This window comes from Arthrobacter sp. 49Tsu3.1M3 (assembly GCF_900168135.1).
Classification (GTDB): Bacteria; Actinomycetota; Actinomycetes; order Actinomycetales; family Micrococcaceae; genus Arthrobacter.
In genome coordinates this window covers 32905-56353 of the sequence record NZ_FUZD01000007.1, presented here as the reverse complement: position 1 = coordinate 56353, position 23449 = coordinate 32905, and the positions used below count along the sequence as shown (strand labels likewise).

Below are 23449 nucleotides of genomic sequence, written 5' to 3'. Positions count from 1 at the left end.
CGGATCCTGTTCACCGGCACAATGATTGAGGCAACTCGTGATTGAGACAGCAGGGGAACCCCTGAAGGCACAAGCCGCCGCTTCAGGCGAAACCGAAGTTCACAAAGTCCGCTCCGTGCGGGCCGTGGGGACACGCGCGGTCCTCGCTGAGCTCTCCGGCACCCAGGACGTGCTCGCCCTGCAGGCGCTGCTCCTCGAGAAGCCGCTGCCGGGCCAGCAGGACGTCCTGGCCGCGGCCGAGACCGTCCTGGTCAAGGCCGAATCCCCGGCCTCGGCCCGGCGCATCGCCGCCCGCCTGATGCAGCTTGACCTCACCGCACCCGTGCAGCGCGACGGCGGGCTGGTGGTCATCGACACCGTGTACGACGGCGAGGACCTCGCCGAAGTCGGACGGCTCACCGGCCTGGGAACCGACGGCGTGATCGCCGCCCACTCCGGGCAGATCTGGACCGTGGCCTTCGCCGGCTTCGCCCCCGGATTCGGGTACATGATCGGGGAGAACCAGCAGCTGGAAGTGCCGCGCCGCAGCTCGCCCCGCACCGCAGTTCCCGCAGGCTCCGTGGCGCTGGCCGGCAACTACTCGGCCGTATACCCGCGCCGTTCCCCGGGCGGCTGGCAGCTGATCGGGCGCACCAACGCCAAGATGTGGGACCTGGACCGGGAGCCGCCCGCCCTGGCCGCCCCCGGACACCGGGTGCAGTTCCGTCCGGTCCGGGATGCACTCGCGCTGGCGGCCGAGCCCACAGCGGAGCCCGTCACCGAGCCACCTGCGGAGCCTGCGGCCGAGGGCACCGCGCCGGAACCGGGTGCCGGGCAGGACGTCACGGCCGGGATCCGGATCGTATCACCGGGCCTTCAGAGCCTGATCCAGGACCTCGGCCGGGACGGCCACTCCGGCCTGGGCGTTTCCGCCGCCGGCGCGCTGGACCGAGCGTCGCTGCGCCGGGCCAACCGCCTCGTCGGCAACGCCCCCGGCGCAGCCGCCATCGAGACCGTCGCGGGCGGACTCAAGGTCCAGGCCGTGGGGGACCAGGTCCTCGCCGTCGCCGGGGCGCCGTCGGAACTGAGCATCGCGTCCGCACCGGACGATGCCGGCGATACGTGGCAGCGCACCGTGCCGGTGGCTACGGCCTTCGCGCTGCTCGACGGCGAAACGCTCAGCATCGGTGCGCCGCACAGCGGCTTCCGCAGCTACCTCGCGGTCCGCGGCGGGGTGGATGCTGCCCCGGTCCTGGGCAGCCGCTCCACGGACACCATGTCCGGGATCGGCCCTGCACCCCTGGCCGCCGGGCAGCAACTAGGCGCCGGCGGGGAAGCCGAGACCGGCGTCGTCGGAAATCCCGAACTGCAGCCGGACTACCCGGGCACCGGGGTGACCGTCCTCAACGTCGTCCCCGGCCCCCGTGCCGACTGGTTCGATCAGGCGGCACTGGATTCCTTTACCGCCCAGGACTGGGCCGTGCTGCCGCAGTCCAACCGCGTCGGCATGCGGCTGGACGGTACGCCGCTGCAGCGCAGCCGCCAGGGCGAACTGCCCAGCGAAGGCACCGTCGCCGGCGCCCTGCAGGTCCCGCCGGAGGGCCTGCCCGTGCTCTTCCTGGCCGACCATCCGATCACCGGCGGCTACCCGGTGATCGCCGTGGTGGTCGACTCCCAGCTGGACCTCGCCGCCCAGGTCCCGATCGGCGGCAGGATCCGCTTCCGCTGGGCCGAATCCGCCATCACCGAACACCACCCCACCGAACACGCCCCCACCGACGAAGAAGCGAGTAACTGATGCGCAAGGTCCTGATCGCCAACCGTGGAGAAATCGCGGTCCGCATAGCCCGGGCCTGCGACGACGCGCAGCTGGCGTCCGTCGCTGTCTACGCCGACATCGATGCCGACGCCCTGCACGTCTCGGCCGCGGATGAGGCCTTCAGCCTGGACGGCAACTCGCCCGCGGACACGTACCTGAACATCCCCAAGCTCCTCGCCGTGGCGGCCCAGTCCGGTGCGGACGCCGTCCACCCCGGGTACGGCTTCCTCTCCGAGAACGCCGACTTTGCCCAGGCCGTCCTCGACGCCGGGCTGACCTGGATCGGTCCGACGCCGGACGCGATCCGGCTGCTCGGCAACAAGATCACGGCCCGCGACGCGGCCGTCCGGGCCGGCGCACCCCTGGTGGCCGGCAGCGACGGTCCCGTCGACACGGCGGCCGAGGCCCGCGCCTTCGCCGAAGAGCATGGCCTGCCGATCGCGATCAAGGCCGCCTTCGGCGGCGGCGGTCGCGGCATGAAGGTCGTCCGGGTCATCGACGAGGTCGAGGAAGCCTTCGACTCCGCCGTCCGTGAAGCCGTTGCCGCCTTCGGGCGGGGCGAGTGCTTCGTGGAACGCTACCTGGACCGTCCGCGCCACGTCGAGGCGCAGGTCCTGGCCGACGCGCACGGCAACGTCGTGGTCGTCGGAACCCGCGACTGTTCCCTGCAGCGCCGGCACCAGAAGCTCCTGGAAGAGGCCCCCGCGCCGTTCCTGACCGACGAGCAGACCACGCTGATCTACGACGCCGCCAAGGCCGTCTGCCGGGAAGCGGGCTACTCCGGCGCCGGCACGGTGGAATTCCTCGTCGCGGCGGACGGCACCGTGGCCTTCCTGGAGGTCAACACCCGGCTCCAGGTGGAGCACCCCATTACCGAGGAAACCACGGGGATCGACCTCGTCCAGGAACAGTTCCGGATCGCCGCGGGCGAGCCGCTGCGCCTGGCCGAAGACCCGGCGCCGCGGGGGCACGCCTTCGAGTTCCGGCTTAACGCGGAGGACGTGGGCCGCGGCTTTTTGCCCTCGCCCGGCACCATCGGCGAATTCGCCGGCCCCACCGGCCCGGGTATCCGCCTCGATACCGGCGTCCGCTCCGGGTCCTTCGTCGCGCCGCAGTTCGATTCCCTGCTCGCGAAGCTGATCGTCACCGGCGCGGACCGCCAGCAGGCCCTGCGCCGCGCCCGCCGGGCCCTCGCCGAAATGCGCATCACCGGCGTCGCCACCGTGGTGCCCTTCCACCGGGCCGTGCTGGAATCCCCGGACTTCACCTCCGAGGACGGCCTCGGTATCCACACCCGCTGGATCGAAACCGACTTCGCGGACAGCATCCCTGCCGATCCCGACTACAGCACCACCGCGCCCGACGGCGAACGCCGCACCATCACGGTCGACGTGGACGGCAGGCGCCTCGCCGTCGGCCTTCCGGCCGATTTGCTGAACGCCTGGGCCCTGTCTCATCGGACCCTGTCCGGAACCTCAGCGCCGGCCGGGGTGTCGGCAGCGTCCGACGGCGGTGCCTCCGCCGCCGGCGACCCGGGGGAGCTGCGCGCGGACATGGCAGGGACAGTCGTGAAATGGCTCGTCGAGCCGGGAGCCGAAGTCTCTGCCGGGGACCCGGTGGTGGTCCTTGAGGCCATGAAGATGGAAACCCAGGTCTCCGCGCACCGGGACGGCACCGTCACCGACGTCCGCACCCAAGCGGGCGGGGTTGTCACGGCCGGCGCGGTGCTCGCGCTGATCGGGTAGCCGCATTCTGCTGATGTTTGGCGAGTGACTGGGCCGTTTCCGCTGGCGGAAGCGGCCCTTTGCCCTGTGTGTTGGCTATTTAGGCCGCGCTGCCAGCGCGGACGCCAGAGCTGTGGCGGAGCCGGGGCTGCTGTCGATCCGCCAGTCTGTTTCCTTGTTGAAGTTGAACCAGACAACTGCTGTGACGTCGGGCTGGGCAGCCAGATAGCTGATCAAGGCCGTGTTCCAGTCGGCTTTGGACCCGCCTTGTTCGGCAGATGACGTCTCTGCCACGAGCACGTGTTTGCCTGGGGCAAGTCGTCTCAGTTCGGACAGGCCCGGGCCGAAGAGCTCCGATGGCCAAAGCCAGCTGCTCCAGGCCGCTGATGTACCCCAGTTGTAACCGTCGAGGGCCACTTCATCCACGTAAGCGGAGCCCGGATACAGCCCGTCGAGCGGGGTTGACCCCCAATACGGAACGTTGGGATTCCAGACCCAGGAGATGTTGGAGGCGCCGGTAGCCGCTACGACGTCATGGACGTGCCGCCACGCCGCAGCGTAGTCGCCGGGTTCGTTGCCGTTGACTCCCTCAGACCAGGGGTACCAGTTTCCGTTCATTTCGTGCCCGAAGCGCACCATCACCGGATGCCCCCAGGATGCCAGCGCCTGCCCCCACTGCCGCAGGTAGGGATCGAAGTTGCCGGCCGTAATGCGGTCCAGGGCATAGGCCGGCTGATCGGTTCCGCCGCCCCAAGCCCAGGGCTCCCAAGTCAGCAGGGTTACGGCGCCTCGGCTGCGAACAGCATCCAGCTCCGTGATGGGCGGGCCTTGATTGAAGTCCTTGTAGGAGAGAACGACCGACGGCGCCTCCCCGGCGAGCGACCCGGCCGCGTCCAATTCCGCTTGGGCCAGCGGCCCGCCGGGGGTGCCGACGCCGAAGCGCAGCGGCGAGCTGCTGATGACGGGCGGCAAAGGTTCCGCCACCGGCGCGGCCGCCACGACCGTAAAGCCTGTCGACGCCTTGACGGTGCCGGATACGGCTTGGACGGCAAGGACCGGCTGGGACGTTTGCGGGATAACGACGTCGGCGGTGAATTCTCCAGAGGCACTGACCCTGAAGGCGACGGAACTGGCTCCGGCGCTCACAGTTCCGGAGCCTTTTTTGGGAAAACCGGTGCCGGTGACGGTGACCGCGGTTCCGGCCGGACCCTTGGCCGGGCTGAGGCTAAGGGACGGGGAGGCGGCCTGGGCGGGTACCGCCGCGAAAGACAGGGCGGAAGCCACCAGGGCAAGAACGCAGGCCAGGCTTCTCAGCGGCTTCATCGTGACTCCTTGGCCGGGCCCCGGCGAAGCGGAGCATCCTGACGGAACGCGGCTTGCCTACCGGAAGCCACACCATCCAGTGTCCGTCAGGACAGTTCCGCTCCGGGGTCAAACAAAGCAGGAGATCCCGAGGATTGTCCAAGGATTCCGCTCAGTCGCGCAGCGGGGACTTTGACAGGATCCAGGTGTTCGTCCCGTCCTGGCGCTTGAATGTCACGGTGGTGACCAGGGCGCGGATAAGGGCGAGCCCGCGCCCTGACTCAGCCTCGCCGTCGGGCATGGCGGGGTCGGTGTCAATCGGGTCGGGGCAGACGGCATCGAAGGCACTGACCCGGGCCTCCAGCCTGACGGACGTAGCGCTGATGTCGACCCCGAGCTCCACGGGTTTCGTGGATTCGGGAACGGCGTGCTGCACCACATTGCTGGCAGCTTCGATCACGGCCGTGGCGAACGTCATGCGGTCCATGTCTGGAACGAAAGAGGCGTCATCCCACAGTTTGTCGAGCTCGGCATGCACGGCCTCAATGGCCTCCGGAAGTGCCGCCTGGCGGAGCGTCCGCCGGGCGAGAATGTCAGTCATCCCCGAAAGCTTCAGCCGCGGAGGGGTACGACGTCAGGACTTTGTCCATGCTCGTAAGTCCCAGGACCATTTGAACCTGGGGCTGGACGGCGGCGATCCGAAGGTCGCCACCGGCTTGCCGGGCGGCCTTGAGGCACCCGATGAGCGCTCCCAGCCCGGACGAGTCCATGAACGCTGTCGCTTCGAGGTTGATCACGATCCTTGCGGAGCCCGAAGCCACAACTTCCGCCACCATTTCCCGCAGTTTCGGCGCCGACACCATGTTGAGCCGGCCGGCGGCTGTTATCTCGGCGTAGCTGTCTTTCACTTCATAGCTCAGGTCCACGGAGGGCCCTTTCGGTGGAGGTCTCGTTGCTGGTCTCGGGGTCATCGCCGGAACCGCCGGCCGGGTATCCGCGGTACAGGACGGCCCGCACCAGGATGCTCATGACGATCAGGTCAAACACCACCCAGAATACGTTGACGAGTGTGCCGATCGGCTCGGACATTCCGGCAGCGAGGCGCCCAATCCCAACAACCGACGCGATGAACAGCAGGACCGACACGGCGATCTGTGGGCGGATCAGGCTCCATCGTGGACCTCCAGACTGGCGGTCCTTCGGCGTGACGGCGAAGCCGAGGGGATGTCCGAACCAGACGTTCCGGGCCGCCGTCGTACATGCTTTGATCCAGGTGGGGAACAGGGCGAGGCTGTATTGCTGACCGCGCCAGGTGGGGATACCCCTGCCGGCAATGGCAAAGAGGAGCTGGTTGACCACCATGAACGGAATAAATCTCAGGAAGAAGTCGGCGCTGAGGCTGGTGACGGGCAGGATCCCGAAGAGCAGGTAAATGATCGGGGCGGCGAAGTAGACGACGGCGGCGAAGCCGCTGAGGTAGGTCCACATGGTTGCGAAGTACATGAGCCGCTGGCCCAGCTTCAGCCCGCGCTGAAGGAGCGGGTTCTCCCGCAGGAACACCTGGATGGTCCCCTGGGCCCAGCGCAGGCGCTGGGTCAGCATGGTGCCGACATCTTCGGGTGCCAGCCCGTAGGCCAGGACCTCGTGGTGGTAGACACTTTGCCATCCCATGGCGTGCATGCGCATGGAAGTCGCCATGTCCTCCGTCACGGAGATCGTGGCCAGCGGCATGACCGGCTGGGCCTCGTCGGTCCGTTCGACCGACAACGCGTCCAGCACCGCCTGCACGGACTCGATTGCCCCGAGCGGAGACCAGTCCCGGGCCGCCATGCGCTGCACAGCATCATCGGTCACCACGGGCACCCCGGCGTCACCGACCTCAACCGGTGCCATCGCGGCAATTTCCTTCAAGTCGGCCTGAAGGGCGGACACGTCGGCCAGCACCAGTGCCTGGACGGCCTGGTCCACCCGGCGTCGTGCCCGGTACGTGATTTCGCTGAGTGAGTCGCCGGCGTCGAGCCGGCAGCGGGCCTCGTCGGTTGCCGCTTCGACCTCGTCAAGGGTGTGCTGAATAAGCAAGGATTCGCCGGTTGCCGCTTTGCGTGCCTTGCGGATGGCCGCCCGGGATGCACTGAGGGCGCGCCGGATACTCTTCTCGGTTTCCTTGACGTACCCCGACAGTCCCAGCTGCATGAGGGCCTCCCGGCGGAGGATGGCGTTGGAGCCGCAGAAAAAGGCAGCGTTCCAGCCGTCCTTGCCCTGCTGGATGGGGCCGTAGAACAAGGGCGCCTGGCTGCCCAGGGGATCGTCGGCCGGGACGTTGCTGAAATATTGGGGCGTCTGGACGAGGGCGACTTTGCGGTTGTTGAAGTAGCCCAGCGTCTTGTCCAGAATGTCCGGTTCGGGGACCTGATCCGCGTCGAGAATGAGCAGGAACTCGCCCTCGGTTTGCATCAGGGCGTTGTTCAGATTCCCCGCTTTCGCGTGCCGGGGCATCCCGCTCCATTCCGCGCTTCGGGTCACGTACCCCAGTCCGCTCGCCGCGGCCAGTTGCCGGAGCGCAGGCCTGTCACCATCGTCAAGTATCCAGGTGCTGTGCGGGTGCCTGATCTTTTGGGCGGCAAGCGCCGTCGTCATCACCAGTTCCAGCGGCTCGTTGTACGTCGTAATGAAAACGTCAACCGTGGCGTCCGCGGGGGCCGGTGCCGGCGGTGTGCGGGACTTTAGCCGCCAGACTGTCATTCCGAAGAGCAGCACGTCGATCAGGCTGTAGGTCTCGGCGGCGACCAGCGGCACGGCGATCCACCACGCGTCCCAGTTCAGTGACGCGAGCCAGCGCCAGGCCACGTAGTTGACGCCTGCCAGCAGGGTCAGGAGCACGAGGAGCCGTATCCCGAACAGCTGCACGGCGCTCCCGGAGCGCTGCTGTGGCGCGTCGTCGCCGTCGGGGTCTGGGTAGCGCGGCGTTTCGGTCACACGAGCGTCCTTTCGCGAGGGGTGAGTGGGCGTTGGCCGTCCCGCCGGACGGCGAGGATGGTGACGTCATCGGGGTTGGACGTGCCCTGTGCCCGCCGGTGCACGGAGTCCACGAGGTCTTTCGCTGACGCCGCGGAGACCCCGAGTTTTCCGATCTCGTCGACGGCGGCAAGGGTTCCGTCGTAGAGGTCCAGGACGCCGTCACTGAAGCTGACAATCATGTCTCCCGGGTTCAGCCGGGTCTCGAACGACTCCCACCGGCTGTCCGGAAGCAGGCCCACCGGCATGTCTTCCGAGGAGAGCCTCTCCCAGGTGCCATCTGTCCGGATAACCAGTGTCAAGCCGTGGCCGGCGTCCGAGAACAGGATCCGTCCGTCGGAGGCCCTGAGCCGGGCATGGAACAGTGTCGCGAACGAGCCGGCCTGGCTCAGGTCGGTGGCAAGGCAGTCCTGGGTCAGTGCCAGTGCCGTCACTGGGTCTTCACTGTTCTTGGCACTGCGGATGACGGCGCGGGTGGTCGCGGCGATCATGCCGGCCCCCGCGCCCTTGCCCATGACGTCGCCGAGGGTGAACCCGAGGCCGTCCTCGATCAAGTACCAGTCGAAGAAGTCTCCGCCGACGGCCTTGGAGGGGATGCAGGCCCCGGCTGTCTGGTAACCGGGCAGGGGCGCGGCGTTCTTCGGCAGCAGAAAGCGCTGGATCTGGGCGGCCCGGCTGAGTTCCGCCGTCGCCGCAGCCGCCTGGGCCCGTGCGGAGTGCAGGCGGCGGCGTGCCCGCCGCGCCAGCTCGTTGACCACAAAAGCGCCCAGGACAAAGATGAGCGTGCTGTAGAGCCCGCGGAAAAGTTCGTTCGGGTTCGCGTCGATGCTGGAGCCGAGGGCGAACGGGACCATGATCGCCACCGTGGCGCCCACGGCCGCGTAGCCAACATTGTGGCGGCCCTCCCTGGCCGCGAACCAGAGTACCGGCAGCAGGACGATCGAGGCATAGATCGAGTGGCTCTCCCCGGTGCCGTGGCGCAATGCGCCGGCCGCCAGGAAATCCAGCGACGGTACGATCGCAGCAAATCGTGCCGGACCCGGCTGGGCCGCCGCCGCGGCGTAGCCGGGAGCGGCCGCCGTCAGGGCCGCTCCGGCAAGCAGGGCACCCCAATCGCTCACGGTGAGGGTCGGGATCGTGCTGCTCATGGCCGCGGCCACGATGAAGAACACCAGGAACGGGACTTGCTTCCAGAACGGTGAGAGTTCATCCACACCCGTCAAGATGGCTTCACGCGTCACAGCCACTGACTCCCCCTTGGTCCGCCGGGTATTGCCCGGCGTTCGTCCCGAAGGCATCCTACCGGGCCTCTGTGCGGGACACACGGCGCGCGCACTTAGGCGGATTCTGGTTCGCGCTGCAGCAGGACCGCAGTGATGTCGTCCAGGACGCCGTGCTTTCCCCGCCGGTCGCAGAGTTTCTTCACGGCGGCGTCCGGATGATCCTGCGCCTCGCGGCTGTCCAGGGCCGCGGCGAGGCGGCCGAGGTCGCCGCCGTGCAGGTCCAGGAGGCCGTCCGTCGGAACCAGGATGGCATCGCCCGGGGCGAGCCGGAAGGCGTGCGTGTCCCAGCTTTGGCCCGGTATCAGGCCCAGTGGCGGCCCCGTCGGGGACAGGCGTTCAATCGTCTTGTCGGAACGGAGGATATAGCTCAGTCCCTGGCCGGCGTCCGCATAGTGGCCTGTGCCGGTCGCAGGGTCGATCAGCGCGTGGAACACCGTCGCATAAGAGCCCACACGGGCCAGGGTATCGTCGAGGCTGCCCGCCACGTCCTCGAAGATGCGGGACGGCCCGGCTTCCCAGCCGGTGTGGGCGAAGGCGGACCGCACGGTGCCGGCCACGATCCCCGGACCGATGCCTTTGCCCATGGCGTCGCCGACGGTGATGCGGAATTGGCCGGCCGCTGTCATGCCGAGCTCGTAGAAGTCACCGCTGAGCCCGGAGGCAGGGTAGAAGCAGGTGCCCAGCGTGTAGCCGGCCGGGGCGGGGGGAGTGGGCGAAAGGAGGGCCCGTTGCACCCGGGCTCCGTTGTCGATGTCCCACGAAAGGTTCATTTCGCGTTGGATGATCTCAGTGAGGTCCTCGAGGATCTTCTGCTGCTCTGCGCTGAATGCCCGGGGCGCCTGGTCGATGATGCAGAACGTTCCGACGTGCGTGCCGCCGGGCCCGGTGAGGGGATGGCCCGCGTAGAACTGGATATGGGGATTGCCGGTCACGAGCGGGCTCTGCCGGAAGCGTTCGTCGGTGAGGGCGTTCTCCACGATCATGGTTCCCGGAGACTTGATCGCCTCGGTGCAGAACGTGTCACGCCGCTCCGACTCGCGGGCGAGCGGACCGACGAAGGATTTCAGGAATTGCCGGTTCTCGGCGATCAGGGAAACGCTGGCCGCACTGACACCGAAAAGCCCCTGGGCGAGCCGCGTGATCCGGTCGAAGCGTTCCTCCGAGGGTGTGTCCAGAAGGCGGGTTCTGGAAACATCCTCCAGCCGCGCCCACTCCGGGGCTTCAGCCCCACGGAGGCGGGATTCGGATTGGTAGCCGGTGCTTGTCATACGTCCTTCACACATCTGAGGCGATTGAGCCCAATGAGGCCTGTTATGGCCGTTTGACGTGGGCGTCCGCTGCCCCCGCGGCGGGCTCCCATCCTTTGATCGAGCTTCCCGCCGGTCAGCGGGACCCCGGTCACGGCTACCCTACCGCCGATCGGTGTTCAGGGCGTTGTCATGTCTTAGACGACCCCGTATTGGGCCGTCTCCGCCCGATCAACCTCCACAACGGGAACGGCCGGGCACGCTGGGGAGCGTGCCCGGCCGTGTGTCCGGTGTTTGTGCGGTTGTTGCCCGGTCAGGTCCGTGACTCTGAGAGGGCCGGAGCGGCCTGGACCTGGCGGGCGGGGGGCTGGGCGCGGCGGTTGAGCCACATTTCGAAGACGTCGCTGGTGTGCCACTCGAAGGAGGCGAGCACCGGGGTGCCGTTGATGTCGTAGTCGACCTCGTCGAAGTAGAGCAGCGGGACGCCTTCGTTGACCTGGAGCTGCGCGGCCTCAGGGGGTCCGGCGAGGACGGGGAGCAGCTTGGCCCGCCCGTTCCGTACGCCGTGGTTGTGGGTCTCGAGCAGGTCGAACAGGGACGGGCCGAGGTCGGACCGGGCCGCATCGGGCACGAGGGCCAGAGGGACGCGGTCGAGGCTGTAGACGACGGGACGGGCATCGGCGAACCGGACCCGTTCGACGATGACCACCTCGGCCCCGCGGTCCAGGCGGAGCCGGGACCGGTCGCCGTGGCCCGGCTGACCGCGAACTTCACCGACATTTCGTCTTCGTTGGGGAGCCGGTCGCCGACGTTATACGTGCCGTTGCTGATGAGCTCGGTGAGTTCATCTCGAACCTGTTCTGCAAGATTTGGCCGGCGACCTGACATGGTGTCCTCCCTGGGGCAATGAATCCAGTGTGCTGGCGGCGCGGGTCCTGACAGCTCGGCAACGGCACCACTGGCGGCACGAGCACCCCCGTCGAGGTCCCGGGCCACACTGGTGTCGCGAGCCTCTGGCCCTAGGTGAAGCCGCCACGGACGTTGCCAACGGCAGGCGCGCCGTCGGTGGTCTGGTCGCCGATTCGCGCAGAGCCTAGAATCGGGCTAGGCGCACCGGGCCAAGGCACCGGCCGGACACGCCCGCCGGACATCACGTCCATGTTCCAGCGGTGCCGACAGGGGAGGCCCACCATGGCGGTCATCAACAGGCCCATCAGTTCGCTGCCGCGGAACCGCGCGTCCCGTTGGGGGTCCTGACCGCCATGGACACCACGGGAAAACTTGAAATGGAACAAAAATACGACGCCGGGACCTCCGCAGTGCTGCCGGATCTGCAGGTAATCGAGGGTGTGGACCGCGTCGCGGAGCCTGTGACGGATCAGCTTGAGGCCGTGTACTTCGATACCCCGGCCCTGGCCCTCGCGGCACGGCGCATTACCCTGCGGCGCCGCACGGGCGGGGCGGACGAGGGCTGGCACCTCAAGCTTCCCGCCGGGGCGGACCAGCGGGAGGAGATCCATGCGCCGCTGGGGCAGCCGGAGAGGGTTCCGGAAGAACTGTCCGACCATCTGCAGGTTTTCATCCGGGGCGAGGAACTCGTGCCCGTCGCCCGGCTGAGTACGCGGCGCACCACCTACCGGCTTTACGCGCCGGGCGGTGAGCATTTGGCCGACTTCGCCGACGACCATGTTCATGCCGAGGCCCTGCGGCCGCCGCGGCCGGCCGTCGACTGGCGTGAATGGGAGCTCGAACTCGTCCACGGCACGGCGGAGCTCTTTGAGGCTGCCGCTGCAACCCTGACGTCCACCGGAGCCAACCCCTCCGCTCATGCTTCCAAGGTCGCCCGTGCCCTGGGCGATGCGTGGCCAGCCGAGTTCAGTCCCCGGACTCCAAAGCCCCGGAAGAAGGGACCGGCAGTCGACGTCGTGACCGCCTATATAGACGCGCGGATTGGCGACTTCATCGCCAATGATCCGGGGGTGCGGATGGGGGCACCGGATTCCGTCCACAAGATGCGGTCCGCGACCCGCCGGGCGCGCTCCGCCCTGGCCACCTACCGCAAACTCTTTAACCGCTCAGCGGTGCGGGAACTCCAGGCTGAACTGAAGTGGCTGGGCCAGGTCCTGGGCCCGGCCCGCGATGCCGAAGTCATGCTGGAGCGGCTTCGCCAGCACATCCTGGAGCTCCCGGAAGAACAGAGGTCCGGCCTGTTGGCCGAGATGATCGATCAGGAGCTGGTCACAGCCCACGACGCAGGCTACAGAAACGTCTTGGAGACCCTGCGGACCGGCCGCTACTTCCGTCTCCTGGGCTCCCTGGAGGATTTCCGGGACCACCCGCCTGCCAAGCCACGCGCCTTCCGGCCCGCGCGCAAGGTGACGGCCAAGCTGGTCAACAAGGCCGCAAAGCGGGTGGAGCGTGCCCGGAAGGCCGTTAAAGGCTCGGCCGACAGGGCCGCACGCGACACTGCGTGGCACGAGGTCCGAAAAGACGCCAAGCGCCTCCGCCACGCGGGCGAGTCGGTCCTGGAGATCCACGGCAAGCGCGCCGCCAAACTCACCAAAGCGGCCGGACGGCTCCAGACAGTACTCGGCGACCATCAGGACAGCGTCATGGCGACCGCCCTCCTGCGCAGACTCGCGGCCACAAAGGACCGGCCCGCCGATGCCGACCGTGGTATCGCGGGTTTGCTGGAGATGGAAGAACGCATCGCCCGGAAGACGCAGAACAAAGCCCGCAAGGCAGGGAAGAAGCTTCGCGGCTTGCGGCTGCGACCCTGACCCGGGACGCGTCGATTTACTGGCCGGACAGCTTGCGGGCCATCGCGGAAACTCTGGAGCGATCCCTGCGGTACATGGCGGAGTGCTCGAGGAAATCCCTCCGTCCGGTAGCCGCAGCGCGGCCGTCCGTCAGTTCTGCCAGCTCGTCCAGCCTGGCCGCGAGGGTCTGGAACACTTGCACGTGTCCGAAGCTGACGCCGTACGCGTCAATGAGGGCATTCAGACGGGACAACCGCCACTGCTCTTCGGGAGCCCCGGGGCCGCCGTTTTCCCCCAGCGGCACAAGCCGGTATGCCAGGTAGGCAAAGTCCCAGACCCGTGGTCCCGGCGAGGCCGTGTCGAAGTCGATGAGCGCGGTCAGCCGCCCGCGGTCCGCCGCACCGTTCGGCCGACCCGCGTGACGAGAGTCGAATTCCCTCCGGCCAGAACCTCTTCTTCGTCCATCCGCCCAAATCTACCCGCGCCGACTGCGTCACTTCGTGCCCCTCCGAAGCTGGAACCGTGACGTTCCACCGCCGGCGGGCGCATCCGTGTCAGGATCAGTCATGACCGACCGCCTGATGCTCCTCGACACCGCGTCGCTGTACTTTCGCGCGTTCTACGGCGTGCCCGACACGATCCGCCGCGCCGACGGCACCCCGGTGAACGCTGTTCGCGGGCTGCTCGACATGATCGCACGGCTCACCACCGACTACGGTGCGACGCATCTCGTCGCGTGCTGGGACGACGATTGGCGCCCGCAGTGGCGGGTGGACCTCATCCCGAGCTACAAGTCGCACCGGGTCGCCGAGGAGGTGGCCGGTGCCCCCGATGTGGAGGTGCTGCCGGACGCGCTCGAGGCGCAGATTCCGATGATCCGCCGGGTGCTCGAGCTCGCCGGCATCGCCGTCGTGGGGGCCGCCGACCACGAAGCCGACGACGTCATCGGCACCTACGCCAGCCACGCCGCGCTTCCGGTCGACGTGGTGACGGGGGACCGGGACCTCTTCCAGATCGTCGACGACGCCCGTCAGGTGCGGGTGGTCTACACCGCGCGCGGCATGAAGAACCTCGAAGTCCTGACCGACGCCGACGTCGTCGGCAAGTACCGTGTGCTGCCCGTGCAGTATGCCGACTACGCGACCCTGCGCGGCGACACCTCCGACGGGCTGCCAGGGGTCGCCGGCATCGGCGAGAAGACCGCCGCGTCGCTGCTCGGTGAGTACGGCACGCTCGACGGGCTGCTCGCGGCGGCCGCGGATGCAGGGAGCGGGCTGTCCGCCGCGGTGCGGTCGAAACTCGCCGCGGCGGCGGACTACCTCACGGTCGCGCCCGCCGTCGTGAAGATCGTGAGGGACCTGGAACTGCCGACGCTCGAGGAGGCAGGCGCGCGGCTGCACCCTGTCCCCGGGGGTTCGCGGGCCGAGCTTGAACGTCTCGCCACGGAATGGAATCTCGGCGGTTCGGTCAGGCGGCTCCTTGAGGCACTCGACCTGCGCCGTTAGGGAAGTCCCCGGGGCGTGTGGGCAAAAGCCGGGGCGGAGGTGCGATCCGCACCGCACCTCCGCCCTCCGGCGGCCTGTTTTCAGTGTTTCTTGAAGGCGTCCTTGACCTTTTCGCCGGCCTGCTTCAGGTCTGCTTTGACCTGATGGCTTTTGCCCTCGGCCCGCATCTTGTCGTCGCCGGTGGCTTTGCCGGCCGCCTCTTTGCCTTTGCCGTGGAGTTTCTCGGCGGCATTGTGGATTTTGTCACCCAGGCCCATGATGAACCTCCTTATTTATGTCGCCCCCGCGACGTGAATGCCATGGAGGCCACACTTAATTGTAGGGACGGAACCGTGGAAAGCGGGGGCCATTTGTGCCAGCCGAAGCGGCGGTGTTAGTCGGCAAGAATGCGGTAGAGCGCGCGGCGGGTGTCATCGATGACCGTCATTGCGGCATTGCGTTGTTCCTCGGTTGCCGAGAAGCGGAATTGGTGGATGACTCCCATGAGTTTTCCGACGCTTTGGTGGAACGCCGGCCCGGATCCCTCTGGGTCGGTGTTCCAGGCGTTCCCCAGCTCCTCGGCGTGATCGGCAACGTAAGCCTTGCCCGCATCGGTGAGCGTGAACTCGGTGCGCCGGCCATCACCTACGGGCGCAATGAGCTCTTCATCAACGAGCTGCTGGAGTGTCGGGTAGACGGACCCCGGGCTCGGACGCCAGGCGCCCGAGGTTTTTTCCGCAATGGTCTTGATCAGCCCGTAGCCGTTGGACGGTGATTCGGCCAAGAGGGAGAGAATCGCCGAACGAACATCGCCCCTGCTGGCCCGCCGTGACCCGCCGGGGCCAAAACCCGGTCCGAAGCCCGGTCCGAAACCTGGTCCGAAACCGGGCCCGAATCCGCGGCCCGGGCCGAAGCCACCGTGTCCGTGGGGTCCGCGGCGGCTCCTGCCGCGGCCGAAGCGTGCCTGGCCGGGTCCGCCGTCCGTGAATTTGTCGTCATGCATGCCTTTCATAGCGGCATCGACCTTCCAAATCAGTTGAAATCAAGGATGGTCGCCGATTGTTCGGCGATAATTAACGATATATCGGTGAGTATCGGCGGTCACGAGTCGCTTCACCTCGTTGTCCGGTGACTCACGGAGGAAGCCGGCCACCGCCGTACGGGTCACGGATACAGCAGGTCCTCGAGCAGCCGTTGCACATGCTCCGGCCGCTCGATGTTCGCGAAGTGGCCGCACCGCGGGAGTGTCACCACCTGGACGCGCCGGATTACCTCGGCCAGTCGCAGCAAGTCAGAGGGCGGTGTGAACACGTCGGTGTCCCCGCGGATCGCCAGCACCGGACACAAAATGCCCCGCCACTGGCCAAAATCGTAGTGCGCCGCGGCCCTGGCCGCCGCGGAGAAACCGGCCGGCCGGGCGTCCTCGCCAAGCCCCCGAAGCACCCCCGCGGAGATTGATGCGGGTTCGGCGAAAAACGGGGACAACAGCGGCCGCATCACGGCCGTGGACCCGATTGCACGGACCAGTGCGGACCCTGACGGGCCGAGGGCTGCCGCGGCGCGCATGGCCAGCAGCATGCCCAGGAACGTCGGGAACCTGAACAGGCTGCGGAGCGGCTTGCCGGCCGCCTCGGACACGCCGAAGGTGGTCGCCGAAATCGCCGTCACGCTGGCGGTTCGCCCCGGCCACGCCGCGGCGATGTGCAATGCCAGGAAGCCTCCCATGGAGTGGCCCACCAGGTTCCACCGCCGGTAGCCGAGCGAGGTCAAAGTACCGGCGACGGCGCGCGCCATCGCTTCGATGCTCAAATGTGCCACCCGGGCGCCCTGCGTGGACTCACCCCAGCCCGGCAGGTCTATCAGGACCCGGTCATGGGCCGCTGCCGGGTGAAGAAGCTCCCGGAAGGACGTCCAGGAGCCCGCGGCGCCGTGGAGGTAGACATCCGCCGTCCCGGATACGGCGTGCGGGCCTCCGGTGCCTTCCTGGATATGCACCGTGCAGGGACCCAGTTCCGTGGGAAGGATACGCCGCCGCAGCATGGCAGCCCCCGTGCCTGCGGTTTCCTGCTGAACACCCATGGTCACCTTCTGTTCGTGGTCTTTGAAGGTGATTCGGAGCGGCGGGGGCGCAGGACCGGACGCGGGTCTCCAGACAGTGGAGGCCGGTGCGGATCAAGGCCTCCCAGGCCGCCGTTATCCGTTGGCCGGAGGAGGCGGTGGCCCTGCCGTCGCGGCCTGGCCGAACGTGGGGACCGTCGTCACGGAACCCACGTTCGGGAGTGCGTGGCGGGTGGCGTGGTCGATTTCGTCGTGGATTGTGGCAAGTTCGCCCACGTCGGTGATCGTGGTCAGGGGGATGGAGACCTCGACGTGAAGCCGGTGGCCGGACCAGCGCAGCCGGGATGTTGCGCCCTCGGGGGCGTGGGCGGTGACAACCGCCGCCAGACGTTCCGTAAGGTTCGGGTCGACGCCGTCCATGAGCCTGCGCCCGATGTCGCGAATGGTTCCCCAGAGGAGCACGGCGATGGCTGCGGAGATGAGCAGGCCCACGATCGGATCTGCAAGCGGGAATCCGAGCCATACGCCGATGACTCCAGCGACGACGGCCAGCGAGGTGAAGCCGTCGGTGCGGGCATGAATGCCATCGGCGACGAGCGCGGCGGACCCGATCCGCCGTCCGACGCGGATCCTGTAGATCGCGACCAGTTCGTTGCCGGCAAAGCCCACGAGCCCGGCGGCGAGTACCCAGCCCAGGTTCTGGACGGGTTGGGGTTCAAAGAAACGCCGGATGGATTCGACGGCGGCCACCACGGCGGAGAGCGCGATCATCGCCACAATGAACAGTCCTGCCAGGTCCTCGGCGCGGCCAAATCCGTAGGTGTACGTCCGGGTCGCGCGGCGGCGTCCGAGCAGAAAGGCGATCCACAGCGGAACGGCGGTCAGGGCATCGGAAAAATTGTGGACCGTGTCCGCCAGCAGTGCCACGGAGCCGCTGATGAGCACAATGACCAGCTGGAACAGCGACGTGGCCCCCAGCCCGAGCAGGGAGACCTTGACGGCGCGAATGCCCTGGGAACTTGTCTCCAGGATGGAGTCGATCGAGTCGGCCGCGTCATGGGAGTGGGGCACGAAGAGCTCCTGCAGCCACCCCTTGAACCCGGTCGCGTGGACGTGGCCGTGCGTGCCGTGGTCGTGGTGAGGGCCGTCGTCGTGGACATGGCCGTGCGGGCCGTGGTTGTCGTCATGGCCCTCGTCGTGAACATGGCCGTGCGGGTGCGGGTGGACATCGTGGCCGGGGTGCATTGGCCCGTTCATGCGCCGGCCTCCCTTGCGGGGCTGTGCGGGGCGCTGCTGTGATGCGGGGCCGTGCCGAGGGTGTGTTCGGCCTGGTGGATGGCGTCGGCCACGAGCTGCCAGGCGTGCCCGTCCTGCAGGCGGTAGTAGACCTTGGTGCCTTCCTGGCGGGTGGCGACCATGCGCGCCAGCCGCATCTTGGCCAAATGCTGGGAGACCGCAGCCGCCGATTTCCCGGCCTTTTCGGCCAGCACGTTGACGGGCAGTTCACCGTGGCGCAGGGCCAGGATGAGCCTGACCCGGGTGGCGTCGGCCAGCATGGCAAACACCTCCACGGCCAGCTCGACGTACTGGCTGTCCGCGGTGAGCGTGCAAGCCTTATTATCTGCATTCATACGCAGATACTTACATATAACCCCGCCCCATTCAAGACGGCCGACTCAACGGGATACCGTTAGCGGCCATCAGGACGATTCGGTGCGTCCGGATTCCGAAGGCTCAGCTGCTTGGCGTGGAAGTCGAAATGAAGTGTGGGGTAGGCGTAGACATCGTTGAGTGTCATCGAAGACGTGAAGAAGGGGTCCCACCTGTCGGGAAACGGCATTGATCTGGCGAGGGACTGCGGGTTCTCGTGTTCGAGCCGGCGGGAGAGCGCGGCGATGGTTTTATCCAGTTTCCGGCTCATCCTGCGCCTGTTGTAGACGCGGGCGGCGGCCCGGGAACCCCAGTAGTTCACCACATCAAAAGGGCCGGTGCCCGCGTTGAGGACAGCAGCGAATGCCCGGCCTGCCGGGCGGGGGAGCCGGCTGACGACTTGGACCAGCGGAAGCAGGGCGCGCACCACCATGTAGCCGAAGACCATGTGGAAGAGCAGCTCCTCGTTGGTCCAGCGGGTGCCCGTACTTCTGCGGCCGAGGTCCTGGGGCGCCGCGTCCTGCAGCAGGGCGTCGAGGTGGCGGCGGGCGCCGCTGTACCCGTCGAGGATCTCGTCTCTCGTTGGCTCCATGAGGTGCGCTGGCGGTTCAGGTCCGCAGTCCGGGCACGGTCATTTTCCGGTCAGTTCCGCATACAGCTTCCGGACACGGGCCTGGATGTCGTCCCGGACCAGGCCCATGCGTTCCATGCCTTCGATGCCGCGTTCGGAGGGCTCGTCCGTATCCCAGAACTCGATCCTCGTGCCGTCGCGGGGTTCGAGCATGGCTTCCTTGCCCAGCACGATGACGACGTCGGCGGTATCCAGCATTTCGGCGGTGACGGGTTTGGGGTGTTCGCCGGTGATATCGATGCCGAGCTCCGCCAGGGAGCCCACGGACTCGGGGTTCAGCGCGTCGGCGGGCTTGGTCCCGGCGGAGTGCACCGTGACGGTCCCGTTTGCGAGCTGGTTCATGAGTCCGGCGGCAAGCTGGGATTTTCCGCCGTTCCGGCTGCAGACGAACAGGACGCTGGGAGCTTTCGTGGTCTGGGTCATGCGTTCGATTCTTCCTTATCCGGGCCGGAAGTGTTGAGCCGGGATGCTGCCTGTCAGTCTTCGGCGGCGCGGCCGTGGGACAGGCCGGTGGGGAACCCGATGAGCACTGGTTCGGGAGCCGCGCAGCACGAGGATCCGGATGCGGCGGCTGCCGTCGGAGTGTCGCAGCTGGTGCCGGCGTCGGATGAGCAGACACCGGTTTCGGGGAGTTCGAGCTGGACGGTGTCCGCGGCCTCGCGGTCACCGGCCAGCGCGGCGGCGACCGAGCGGACCTGCTCGTAGCCGGTGGCCAGCAGGAACGTCGGCGCCCGGCCGTAGGACTTCATGCCGACGATGTAGAAGTCCTTGTCCGGGTGCGCCAGCAGCGCAGCGCCGTGCGGTGGAACGGTGCCGCACGAGTGGAATTCCGGGTCGATCAGCGGGCCGAGCTGAACCGGCGCCTCGACGGCCGGGTCCAGATTCAACCGGAGTTCGCGGAGGATATTCAGGTCCGGGCGGAAGCCCGTGCAGGGCACAACGACGTCGGCCTCCAGCGTCCGCCCGTCAAGCGAAGCTGCGGTGACGGCGTCGCCGGTTGGCGTCAAGGAAGCGATGCCGAAGCCGGTATGCAGCTCGATGGTTCCGGCCTCGACCAGGCGGCGGAGCCGTGCGCCGAGCTGGCCCCGGGCGGGCAGGCCGTCCAGGTCCCCGCCGCCATAGACTTTCGCAGCCGAGGCGCCGCGGATGGCCCAGAGGATCCGTGTGTGGGGATCGTCCTTGGCGAGGCCGGCCAGGTTGATCAGGGTATTGGCGGCGGAATGGCCCGCGCCGACCACGAGGACGCGGCGGCCGGCGAAGGATCCGCGGTCCCGGCCGGTGACATCGGGCAGGGGCGAGGAAATCCTGGAGGCAACGGCGGCTTCACCGACGGCGGGCAGCCCCGACGTGCCCAGCGGGTTGCGGGTGGCCCAGGTGCCGGAGGCGTCAATGACACCGGCGGCCGGATAGTCGCGGATATCGCCGCCGTCGCGCTCGACGCGGACCACGAAGGGCGTGGTGTCGCGGTCGCGGGAGTGGGTCTTGTCCCCGCCCTGGCGGGTGACCGCGAGGACGCGGGCGCCGGTGTGCAGGCGCGAGGCGATCGCGGGAAGGGCTGCCAGCGGGGCGAGGTACTGGTCGATGAGTTCCCCGCCGTAGGGCAGGGCTGTGGGGCGGGGCGATTCCCAGCCGGAGGCTTCGAGCAGGCGGACGGCGGCGGCGTCGAGGTTGAACCGCCACGGCGAAAAGAGCCGGATATGGCGCCAGTGCCCGATCGCTGCTCCAGCGGAGGGTCCCGCCTCGAAGATCAGGGGTTCCAGGCCGCGTTCGAGCAGGTGGGCCGCTGCGGCCAGGCCGACGGGGCCGGCGCCGATCACTGCAACGGGAAGGTTCTTCATTGAATCCATGTTCGTCCTCTAACTCATCAGTGAATGGTCCCGGGCAGGCCGGCCCTCTGTCGGGCGGGTGGTGCCTGTTAGTCCGCGGCTGGGGTCAGGGACTCGATCAGCGCCTCGATGCGGGCTTTGATCTCGTCGCGGATCGGCCGGACTGACTCGATGCCTTGGCCGGCCGGGTCCTCGAGTTCCCAGTCCTCGTAGCGCTTGCCCGGGAAGATCGGGCAGGTGTCGCCACAGCCCATGGTGATCACGACGTCGGATTCCTTTACGGCGGCGGTGGTGAGGATCTTGGGGATCTCCGCGGACATGTCGATGCCGAGCTCGGCCATGGCCTCGACGGCGGCCGGGTTGACCTTGTCCGCCGGTGCGGAACCGGCCGACCGGACCTCGATGCGGCCTTCACCGAGCGTGCTGAGGAAGGCCGCGGCCATCTGGGAGCGGCCGGCGTTGTGGACGCAGACGAACAAGACGGACGGCTTCTTGACGGGTTCGGTGCTCATGGTTAAGTTTCTCCAGCGGATGTGTGAGTGGTTAGAGGGAGGCAGGGGCGGCGGGTTCGAAGAACCGTTTCCGTGCCCAGAGCGCGGCGTAGACGAGGGCAACGAGTGCGGGGACCTCGATGAGGGGGCCGACGACGCCGGCAAGCGCCTGCCCGGAGGTCAGCCCGAAGGCGCCGATCGCCACGGCGATGGCGAGCTCGAAGTTGTTGCCGGCGGCGGTGAACGCCAGCGTGGTGGTTTTGGCGTAGCCGAGATCCAGCCGCTTCCCGATCAGCATTCCGGCGCCGAAGACCACGAGGAAGTAAACCAGCAGCGGCAGCGCGATCCGGGCGACATCCAGGGGGCGTGAGGTGATGGTGCCGCCCTGGAGGGCAAACAGCACAGTGATGGTGAAGAGCAGGCCATAGAGCGCCCACGGCGCCAGTCTCGGCAGGAAGGTTCTCTCGTACCAGTTCCTGCCCCTGGCACGTTCACCCAGGGTGCGGGTGAGGAATCCGGCGAGCAGCGGCAGCCCCAGGAAAACCAGGACCGACGCCGTGATGGCCCAGAAGGAGAAGTCCGCGCCGGTAGTGGGCAGGCCAAGCCACGCGGGAAGGAACTGGAGGTAGAACCAGCCCAGGGCGCCGAACGCGACAACCTGGAACACCGAATTGATGGCCACCAGCACGGCGGCAGCCTCCCGGTCGCCGCAGGCAAGCTCGTTCCAGATCATCACCATGGCGATGCAGCGGGCCAGCCCGACGATGATCAGGCCCGTGCGGTATTCGGGAAGGTCGGCGAGGAAGATCCAGGCGAGGGCGAACATGAAGGCCGGTGCCAGCACCCAGTTAATGACCAGGGAGGCGAACATCAGTTTGCGGTCGGCAATCACGTGGTGCGCCTGGTCGTAGGGGACCTTGGCCAGTACCGGGTACATCATCACCAGCAGGCCGACGGCGATGGGCAGGGACACCTCGCCGATCTTGACGGCTTCCAGGGCAGTGTTCAGGCCGGGGACCAGGCTGCCCAGAGCCAGGCCCAGCAGCATGGCCGCCACGATCCAGACCGGCAGGAACCGGTCCAGGACGGAGAGGCCGCCGATGACGGGGCCCCCTCCGGTGGGGCGCGGCGGCGATTGGATCTGGATGCTCACGGTGCTCCTGTGCTGCTCGGCAAGATTGATGGATGTCGATATGTGCAGTATCACCGCCTATATCGATGAATGTCAATCTATGTGCATAATGGGTTCATGGATTCGCTGCAGATTCTCCAATCCACGGTCGATGCCACGTGCTGCGTGCCGTCGGCGGAGCCGGCACTGAGTGCCGAGGAAGCCCAGCAGAAGGCTCTGGTCTTCAAGGCCCTGGCCGACCCCAACCGGCTCCGGCTGCTCTCCATGGTCAAGGCCGACGAGTCCGGGGAGTCATGCGTCTGCGACCTCACCGAGCCACTGGGCCTGGGCCAGCCGACGGTTTCCCACCACCTGAAGATCCTCGTCGAGGCCGGGCTGCTGCACCGTGAAAAGCGTGGCACCTGGGCCTACTACTCCCTGGTCCCCGGGGCGCTCGAGCGGGCGGCCGGGCTCCTGGCGGCCCTGTGACAGCCACGGAGTCATCCCGCGCCGCCGTGCGGCCCATGCGCGAGGACGACTGGCCGGCCGTCCAGAGGATTTACCGCGAAGGAATCGCCACCGGACACGCCACCTTTGAAGCGGCGGTGCCTGACTGGGAAGGCTTCAACAGTTCCCGGTTGCCCGGCCACCGTCTCGTCGCCGAGGCGTCCGAGGGCGGGATTCTTGGCTGGGTGGCCGTCTCCGCAGTGTCGGCGCGGCCCGTGTACGCCGGCGTGGTGGAGCACTCCGTGTATGTCGCCGCCGCGGCCCGCGGCAGGGGAGTCGGGGCCGCACTGTTGCGGGCGCTGGCTGAATCGACCGAGCAGGGCGGGATCTGGACGATCCAGGCCAGTATCTTCCCCGAGAACGAGGCAAGCCTGAAGCTCCATCTGGCCAACGGGTTCGCCATCGTCGGCCGGCGGAGCCGCATTGCCCGCATGGGTTACGGCCCGGGCGCGGGGCAGTGGCGGGATACGGTGCTGATCGAGCGCCGCTCCCCGGTGGTTTAGCCGACGCCGGCAGCGCAGGTCCGCGCGCTGCGGAGTGGCGGAGGGTTGTGTAAACTGCTG

General features: G+C 67.8%; 23 protein-coding genes and 3 pseudogenes. 6 read left to right on the top strand and 20 right to left on the bottom strand.

What is annotated here, in order from left to right; translation table 11 throughout:
• Positions 1-40: 40 nt before the first annotated feature.
• Both B5X90_RS10225 and B5X90_RS10220 read left to right on the top strand, forming a co-directional pair.
• Complete coding sequence (locus B5X90_RS10225) at positions 41-1777, top strand: 5-oxoprolinase subunit B/C family protein (RefSeq protein WP_372702885.1); 1737 nt, start codon at positions 41-43, stop codon at positions 1775-1777.
• On the top strand, positions 1777-3543 hold the full coding sequence (locus tag B5X90_RS10220) for an acetyl/propionyl/methylcrotonyl-CoA carboxylase subunit alpha (protein ID WP_079552602.1): 1767 nt from the start codon (positions 1777-1779) through the stop codon (positions 3541-3543). Before B5X90_RS10225 ends, B5X90_RS10220 begins: the two co-directional genes overlap by 1 nt.
• A 75-nt stretch (positions 3544-3618) precedes the next feature.
• Here the strand turns inward: B5X90_RS10220 and B5X90_RS10215 are convergent, their stop codons facing one another.
• The 8 genes and pseudogenes from B5X90_RS10215 to B5X90_RS21845 form a co-directional block, all read right to left on the bottom strand.
• A complete protein-coding gene (locus B5X90_RS10215) occupies positions 3619-4845 on the bottom strand; it encodes a glycosyl hydrolase (RefSeq protein WP_079552600.1) in 1227 nt (408 codons plus the stop codon).
• Positions 4846-4996: 151 nt separating this feature from the next.
• A complete protein-coding gene (locus B5X90_RS10210; RefSeq protein WP_079552598.1) occupies positions 4997-5425 on the bottom strand; it encodes an ATP-binding protein in 429 nt (142 codons plus the stop codon).
• Positions 5418-5750, bottom strand: coding sequence for an STAS domain-containing protein (locus tag B5X90_RS10205; RefSeq protein ID WP_079552596.1), 333 nt, complete (start codon positions 5748-5750; stop codon positions 5418-5420). Before B5X90_RS10205 ends, B5X90_RS10210 begins: the two co-directional genes overlap by 8 nt.
• The gene (locus B5X90_RS10200) at positions 5734-7731 is read right to left on the bottom strand and encodes a glycosyltransferase family 2 protein (RefSeq protein WP_079552822.1); all 1998 of its coding nucleotides are present in this window, start codon (positions 7729-7731) and stop codon (positions 5734-5736) included. Before B5X90_RS10200 ends, B5X90_RS10205 begins: the two co-directional genes overlap by 17 nt.
• A 65-nt stretch (positions 7732-7796) precedes the next feature.
• Positions 7797-9086, bottom strand: a complete 1290-nt coding sequence (locus tag B5X90_RS10195) for a PP2C family protein-serine/threonine phosphatase (RefSeq protein WP_256860168.1) — start codon at positions 9084-9086, stop codon at positions 7797-7799.
• An 89-nt stretch (positions 9087-9175) separates the two neighbouring features.
• Positions 9176-10390 carry a PP2C family protein-serine/threonine phosphatase gene (locus tag B5X90_RS10190; protein ID WP_179129101.1) on the bottom strand — a complete coding sequence of 405 codons (1215 nt, stop codon included), beginning with the start codon at positions 10388-10390 and terminating at the stop codon, positions 9176-9178.
• Between the two features lie 292 nt (positions 10391-10682).
• Positions 10683-11105, bottom strand: a pseudogene (locus tag B5X90_RS10185) (GntR family transcriptional regulator); the annotation flags it as partial.
• A 23-nt stretch (positions 11106-11128) separates the two neighbouring features.
• A pseudogene (locus B5X90_RS21845) lies at positions 11129-11257 on the bottom strand (GntR family transcriptional regulator); the annotation flags it as partial.
• A gap of 281 nt (positions 11258-11538) precedes the next feature.
• Here B5X90_RS21845 and B5X90_RS10175 point away from each other — a divergent pair.
• On the top strand, positions 11539-13149 hold the full coding sequence (locus B5X90_RS10175; RefSeq protein WP_256860167.1) for a CYTH and CHAD domain-containing protein: 1611 nt from the start codon (positions 11539-11541) through the stop codon (positions 13147-13149).
• Positions 13150-13165: 16 nt separating this feature from the next.
• Here B5X90_RS10175 and B5X90_RS21605 read toward each other — a convergent pair whose 3' ends face one another.
• Both B5X90_RS21605 and B5X90_RS21840 read right to left on the bottom strand, forming a co-directional pair.
• Positions 13166-13381 carry a hypothetical protein gene (locus tag B5X90_RS21605; RefSeq protein ID WP_256860166.1) on the bottom strand — a complete coding sequence of 72 codons (216 nt, stop codon included), beginning with the start codon at positions 13379-13381 and terminating at the stop codon, positions 13166-13168.
• A gap of 66 nt (positions 13382-13447) precedes the next feature.
• Positions 13448-13510 (bottom strand): annotated as a pseudogene (locus tag B5X90_RS21840) (hypothetical protein); the annotation flags it as partial.
• A gap of 184 nt (positions 13511-13694) precedes the next feature.
• Between B5X90_RS21840 and B5X90_RS10165 the strand changes: the two are divergent.
• Entirely contained in the window at positions 13695-14633 is a 939-nt protein-coding gene (locus B5X90_RS10165; protein WP_179129099.1) for a 5'-3' exonuclease, read from the top strand.
• Between the two features lie 80 nt (positions 14634-14713).
• On the opposite strand, the gene B5X90_RS10160 is transcribed toward B5X90_RS10165, so the two are convergent.
• The 10 genes from B5X90_RS10160 to arsB form a co-directional block, all read right to left on the bottom strand.
• Positions 14714-14890 (bottom strand): CsbD family protein, encoded by a 177-nt coding sequence (locus tag B5X90_RS10160; protein ID WP_018775603.1) that lies wholly within the window; start codon positions 14888-14890, stop codon positions 14714-14716.
• 116 nt (positions 14891-15006) lie between these two features.
• Positions 15007-15624, bottom strand: coding sequence for a PadR family transcriptional regulator (locus tag B5X90_RS10155; protein WP_079552584.1), 618 nt, complete (start codon positions 15622-15624; stop codon positions 15007-15009).
• A 152-nt stretch (positions 15625-15776) separates the two neighbouring features.
• Positions 15777-16691: an alpha/beta fold hydrolase gene (locus tag B5X90_RS10150; protein WP_079552582.1), complete on the bottom strand. Its 915-nt coding sequence runs from the start codon at positions 16689-16691 to the stop codon at positions 15777-15779.
• A gap of 114 nt (positions 16692-16805) precedes the next feature.
• Positions 16806-17927: a cation diffusion facilitator family transporter gene (locus B5X90_RS10145; RefSeq protein WP_256860165.1), complete on the bottom strand. Its 1122-nt coding sequence runs from the start codon at positions 17925-17927 to the stop codon at positions 16806-16808.
• Positions 17924-18301, bottom strand: coding sequence for an ArsR/SmtB family transcription factor (locus tag B5X90_RS10140; protein ID WP_143264707.1), 378 nt, complete (start codon positions 18299-18301; stop codon positions 17924-17926). Before B5X90_RS10140 ends, B5X90_RS10145 begins: the two co-directional genes overlap by 4 nt.
• 59 nt (positions 18302-18360) lie before the next feature.
• Positions 18361-18912, bottom strand: a complete 552-nt coding sequence (locus B5X90_RS10135; RefSeq protein ID WP_079552576.1) for a DinB family protein — start codon at positions 18910-18912, stop codon at positions 18361-18363.
• Between the two features lie 39 nt (positions 18913-18951).
• Positions 18952-19374, bottom strand: coding sequence for an arsenate-mycothiol transferase ArsC (locus B5X90_RS10130; RefSeq protein ID WP_079552574.1), 423 nt, complete (start codon positions 19372-19374; stop codon positions 18952-18954).
• Positions 19375-19427: 53 nt separating this feature from the next.
• The gene (locus tag B5X90_RS10125) at positions 19428-20798 is read right to left on the bottom strand and encodes an FAD-dependent oxidoreductase (RefSeq protein ID WP_079552572.1); all 1371 of its coding nucleotides are present in this window, start codon (positions 20796-20798) and stop codon (positions 19428-19430) included.
• A gap of 68 nt (positions 20799-20866) precedes the next feature.
• On the bottom strand, positions 20867-21289 hold the full coding sequence (locus B5X90_RS10120; protein WP_079552570.1) for an arsenate reductase ArsC: 423 nt from the start codon (positions 21287-21289) through the stop codon (positions 20867-20869).
• A gap of 31 nt (positions 21290-21320) precedes the next feature.
• Positions 21321-22415 (bottom strand): ACR3 family arsenite efflux transporter, encoded by a 1095-nt coding sequence (gene arsB, locus B5X90_RS10115; RefSeq protein WP_372702884.1) that lies wholly within the window; start codon positions 22413-22415, stop codon positions 21321-21323.
• Between the two features lie 102 nt (positions 22416-22517).
• Here arsB and B5X90_RS10110 point away from each other — a divergent pair, with 102 nt between their 5' ends.
• Together B5X90_RS10110 and B5X90_RS10105 are read left to right on the top strand one after the other, a co-directional pair.
• Positions 22518-22868, top strand: coding sequence for an ArsR/SmtB family transcription factor (locus B5X90_RS10110; RefSeq protein WP_079552565.1), 351 nt, complete (start codon positions 22518-22520; stop codon positions 22866-22868).
• Positions 22869-22903: 35 nt separating this feature from the next.
• Positions 22904-23389 (top strand): GNAT family N-acetyltransferase, encoded by a 486-nt coding sequence (locus tag B5X90_RS10105; protein WP_079552563.1) that lies wholly within the window; start codon positions 22904-22906, stop codon positions 23387-23389.
• Positions 23390-23449 lie beyond the last annotated feature (60 nt).

What these genes read in the sequence shown, in the direction of transcription:
- B5X90_RS10165 (WP_179129099.1), top strand. Translation starts at nt 13,695, where the DNA reads ATGACCGACCGCCTGATGCTCCTCGACACCGCGTCGCTGTACTTTCGC.
- B5X90_RS10150 (WP_079552582.1), bottom strand. Translation starts at nt 16,691, where the DNA reads ATGGGTGTTCAGCAGGAAACCGCAGGCACGGGGGCTGCCATGCTGCGG.
- B5X90_RS10125 (WP_079552572.1), bottom strand. Translation starts at nt 20,798, where the DNA reads ATGGATTCAATGAAGAACCTTCCCGTTGCAGTGATCGGCGCCGGCCCC.
- B5X90_RS10110 (WP_079552565.1), top strand. Translation starts at nt 22,518, where the DNA reads ATGGATTCGCTGCAGATTCTCCAATCCACGGTCGATGCCACGTGCTGC.
- B5X90_RS10220 (WP_079552602.1), top strand. Translation starts at nt 1,777, where the DNA reads ATGCGCAAGGTCCTGATCGCCAACCGTGGAGAAATCGCGGTCCGCATA.
- B5X90_RS10130 (WP_079552574.1), bottom strand. Translation starts at nt 19,374, where the DNA reads ATGACCCAGACCACGAAAGCTCCCAGCGTCCTGTTCGTCTGCAGCCGG.
- B5X90_RS10215 (WP_079552600.1), bottom strand. Translation starts at nt 4,845, where the DNA reads ATGAAGCCGCTGAGAAGCCTGGCCTGCGTTCTTGCCCTGGTGGCTTCC.
- B5X90_RS10145 (WP_256860165.1), bottom strand. Translation starts at nt 17,927, where the DNA reads ATGAACGGGCCAATGCACCCCGGCCACGATGTCCACCCGCACCCGCAC.
- B5X90_RS10135 (WP_079552576.1), bottom strand. Translation starts at nt 18,912, where the DNA reads ATGGAGCCAACGAGAGACGAGATCCTCGACGGGTACAGCGGCGCCCGC.
- B5X90_RS10120 (WP_079552570.1), bottom strand. Translation starts at nt 21,289, where the DNA reads ATGAGCACCGAACCCGTCAAGAAGCCGTCCGTCTTGTTCGTCTGCGTC.
- B5X90_RS10160 (WP_018775603.1), bottom strand. Translation starts at nt 14,890, where the DNA reads ATGGGCCTGGGTGACAAAATCCACAATGCCGCCGAGAAACTCCACGGC.
- B5X90_RS10140 (WP_143264707.1), bottom strand. Translation starts at nt 18,301, where the DNA reads ATGAATGCAGATAATAAGGCTTGCACGCTCACCGCGGACAGCCAGTAC.
- B5X90_RS10210 (WP_079552598.1), bottom strand. Translation starts at nt 5,425, where the DNA reads ATGACTGACATTCTCGCCCGGCGGACGCTCCGCCAGGCGGCACTTCCG.
- B5X90_RS10155 (WP_079552584.1), bottom strand. Translation starts at nt 15,624, where the DNA reads ATGAAAGGCATGCATGACGACAAATTCACGGACGGCGGACCCGGCCAG.
- B5X90_RS10105 (WP_079552563.1), top strand. Translation starts at nt 22,904, where the DNA reads ATGCGCGAGGACGACTGGCCGGCCGTCCAGAGGATTTACCGCGAAGGA.
- B5X90_RS10190 (WP_179129101.1), bottom strand. Translation starts at nt 10,390, where the DNA reads ATGACAAGCACCGGCTACCAATCCGAATCCCGCCTCCGTGGGGCTGAA.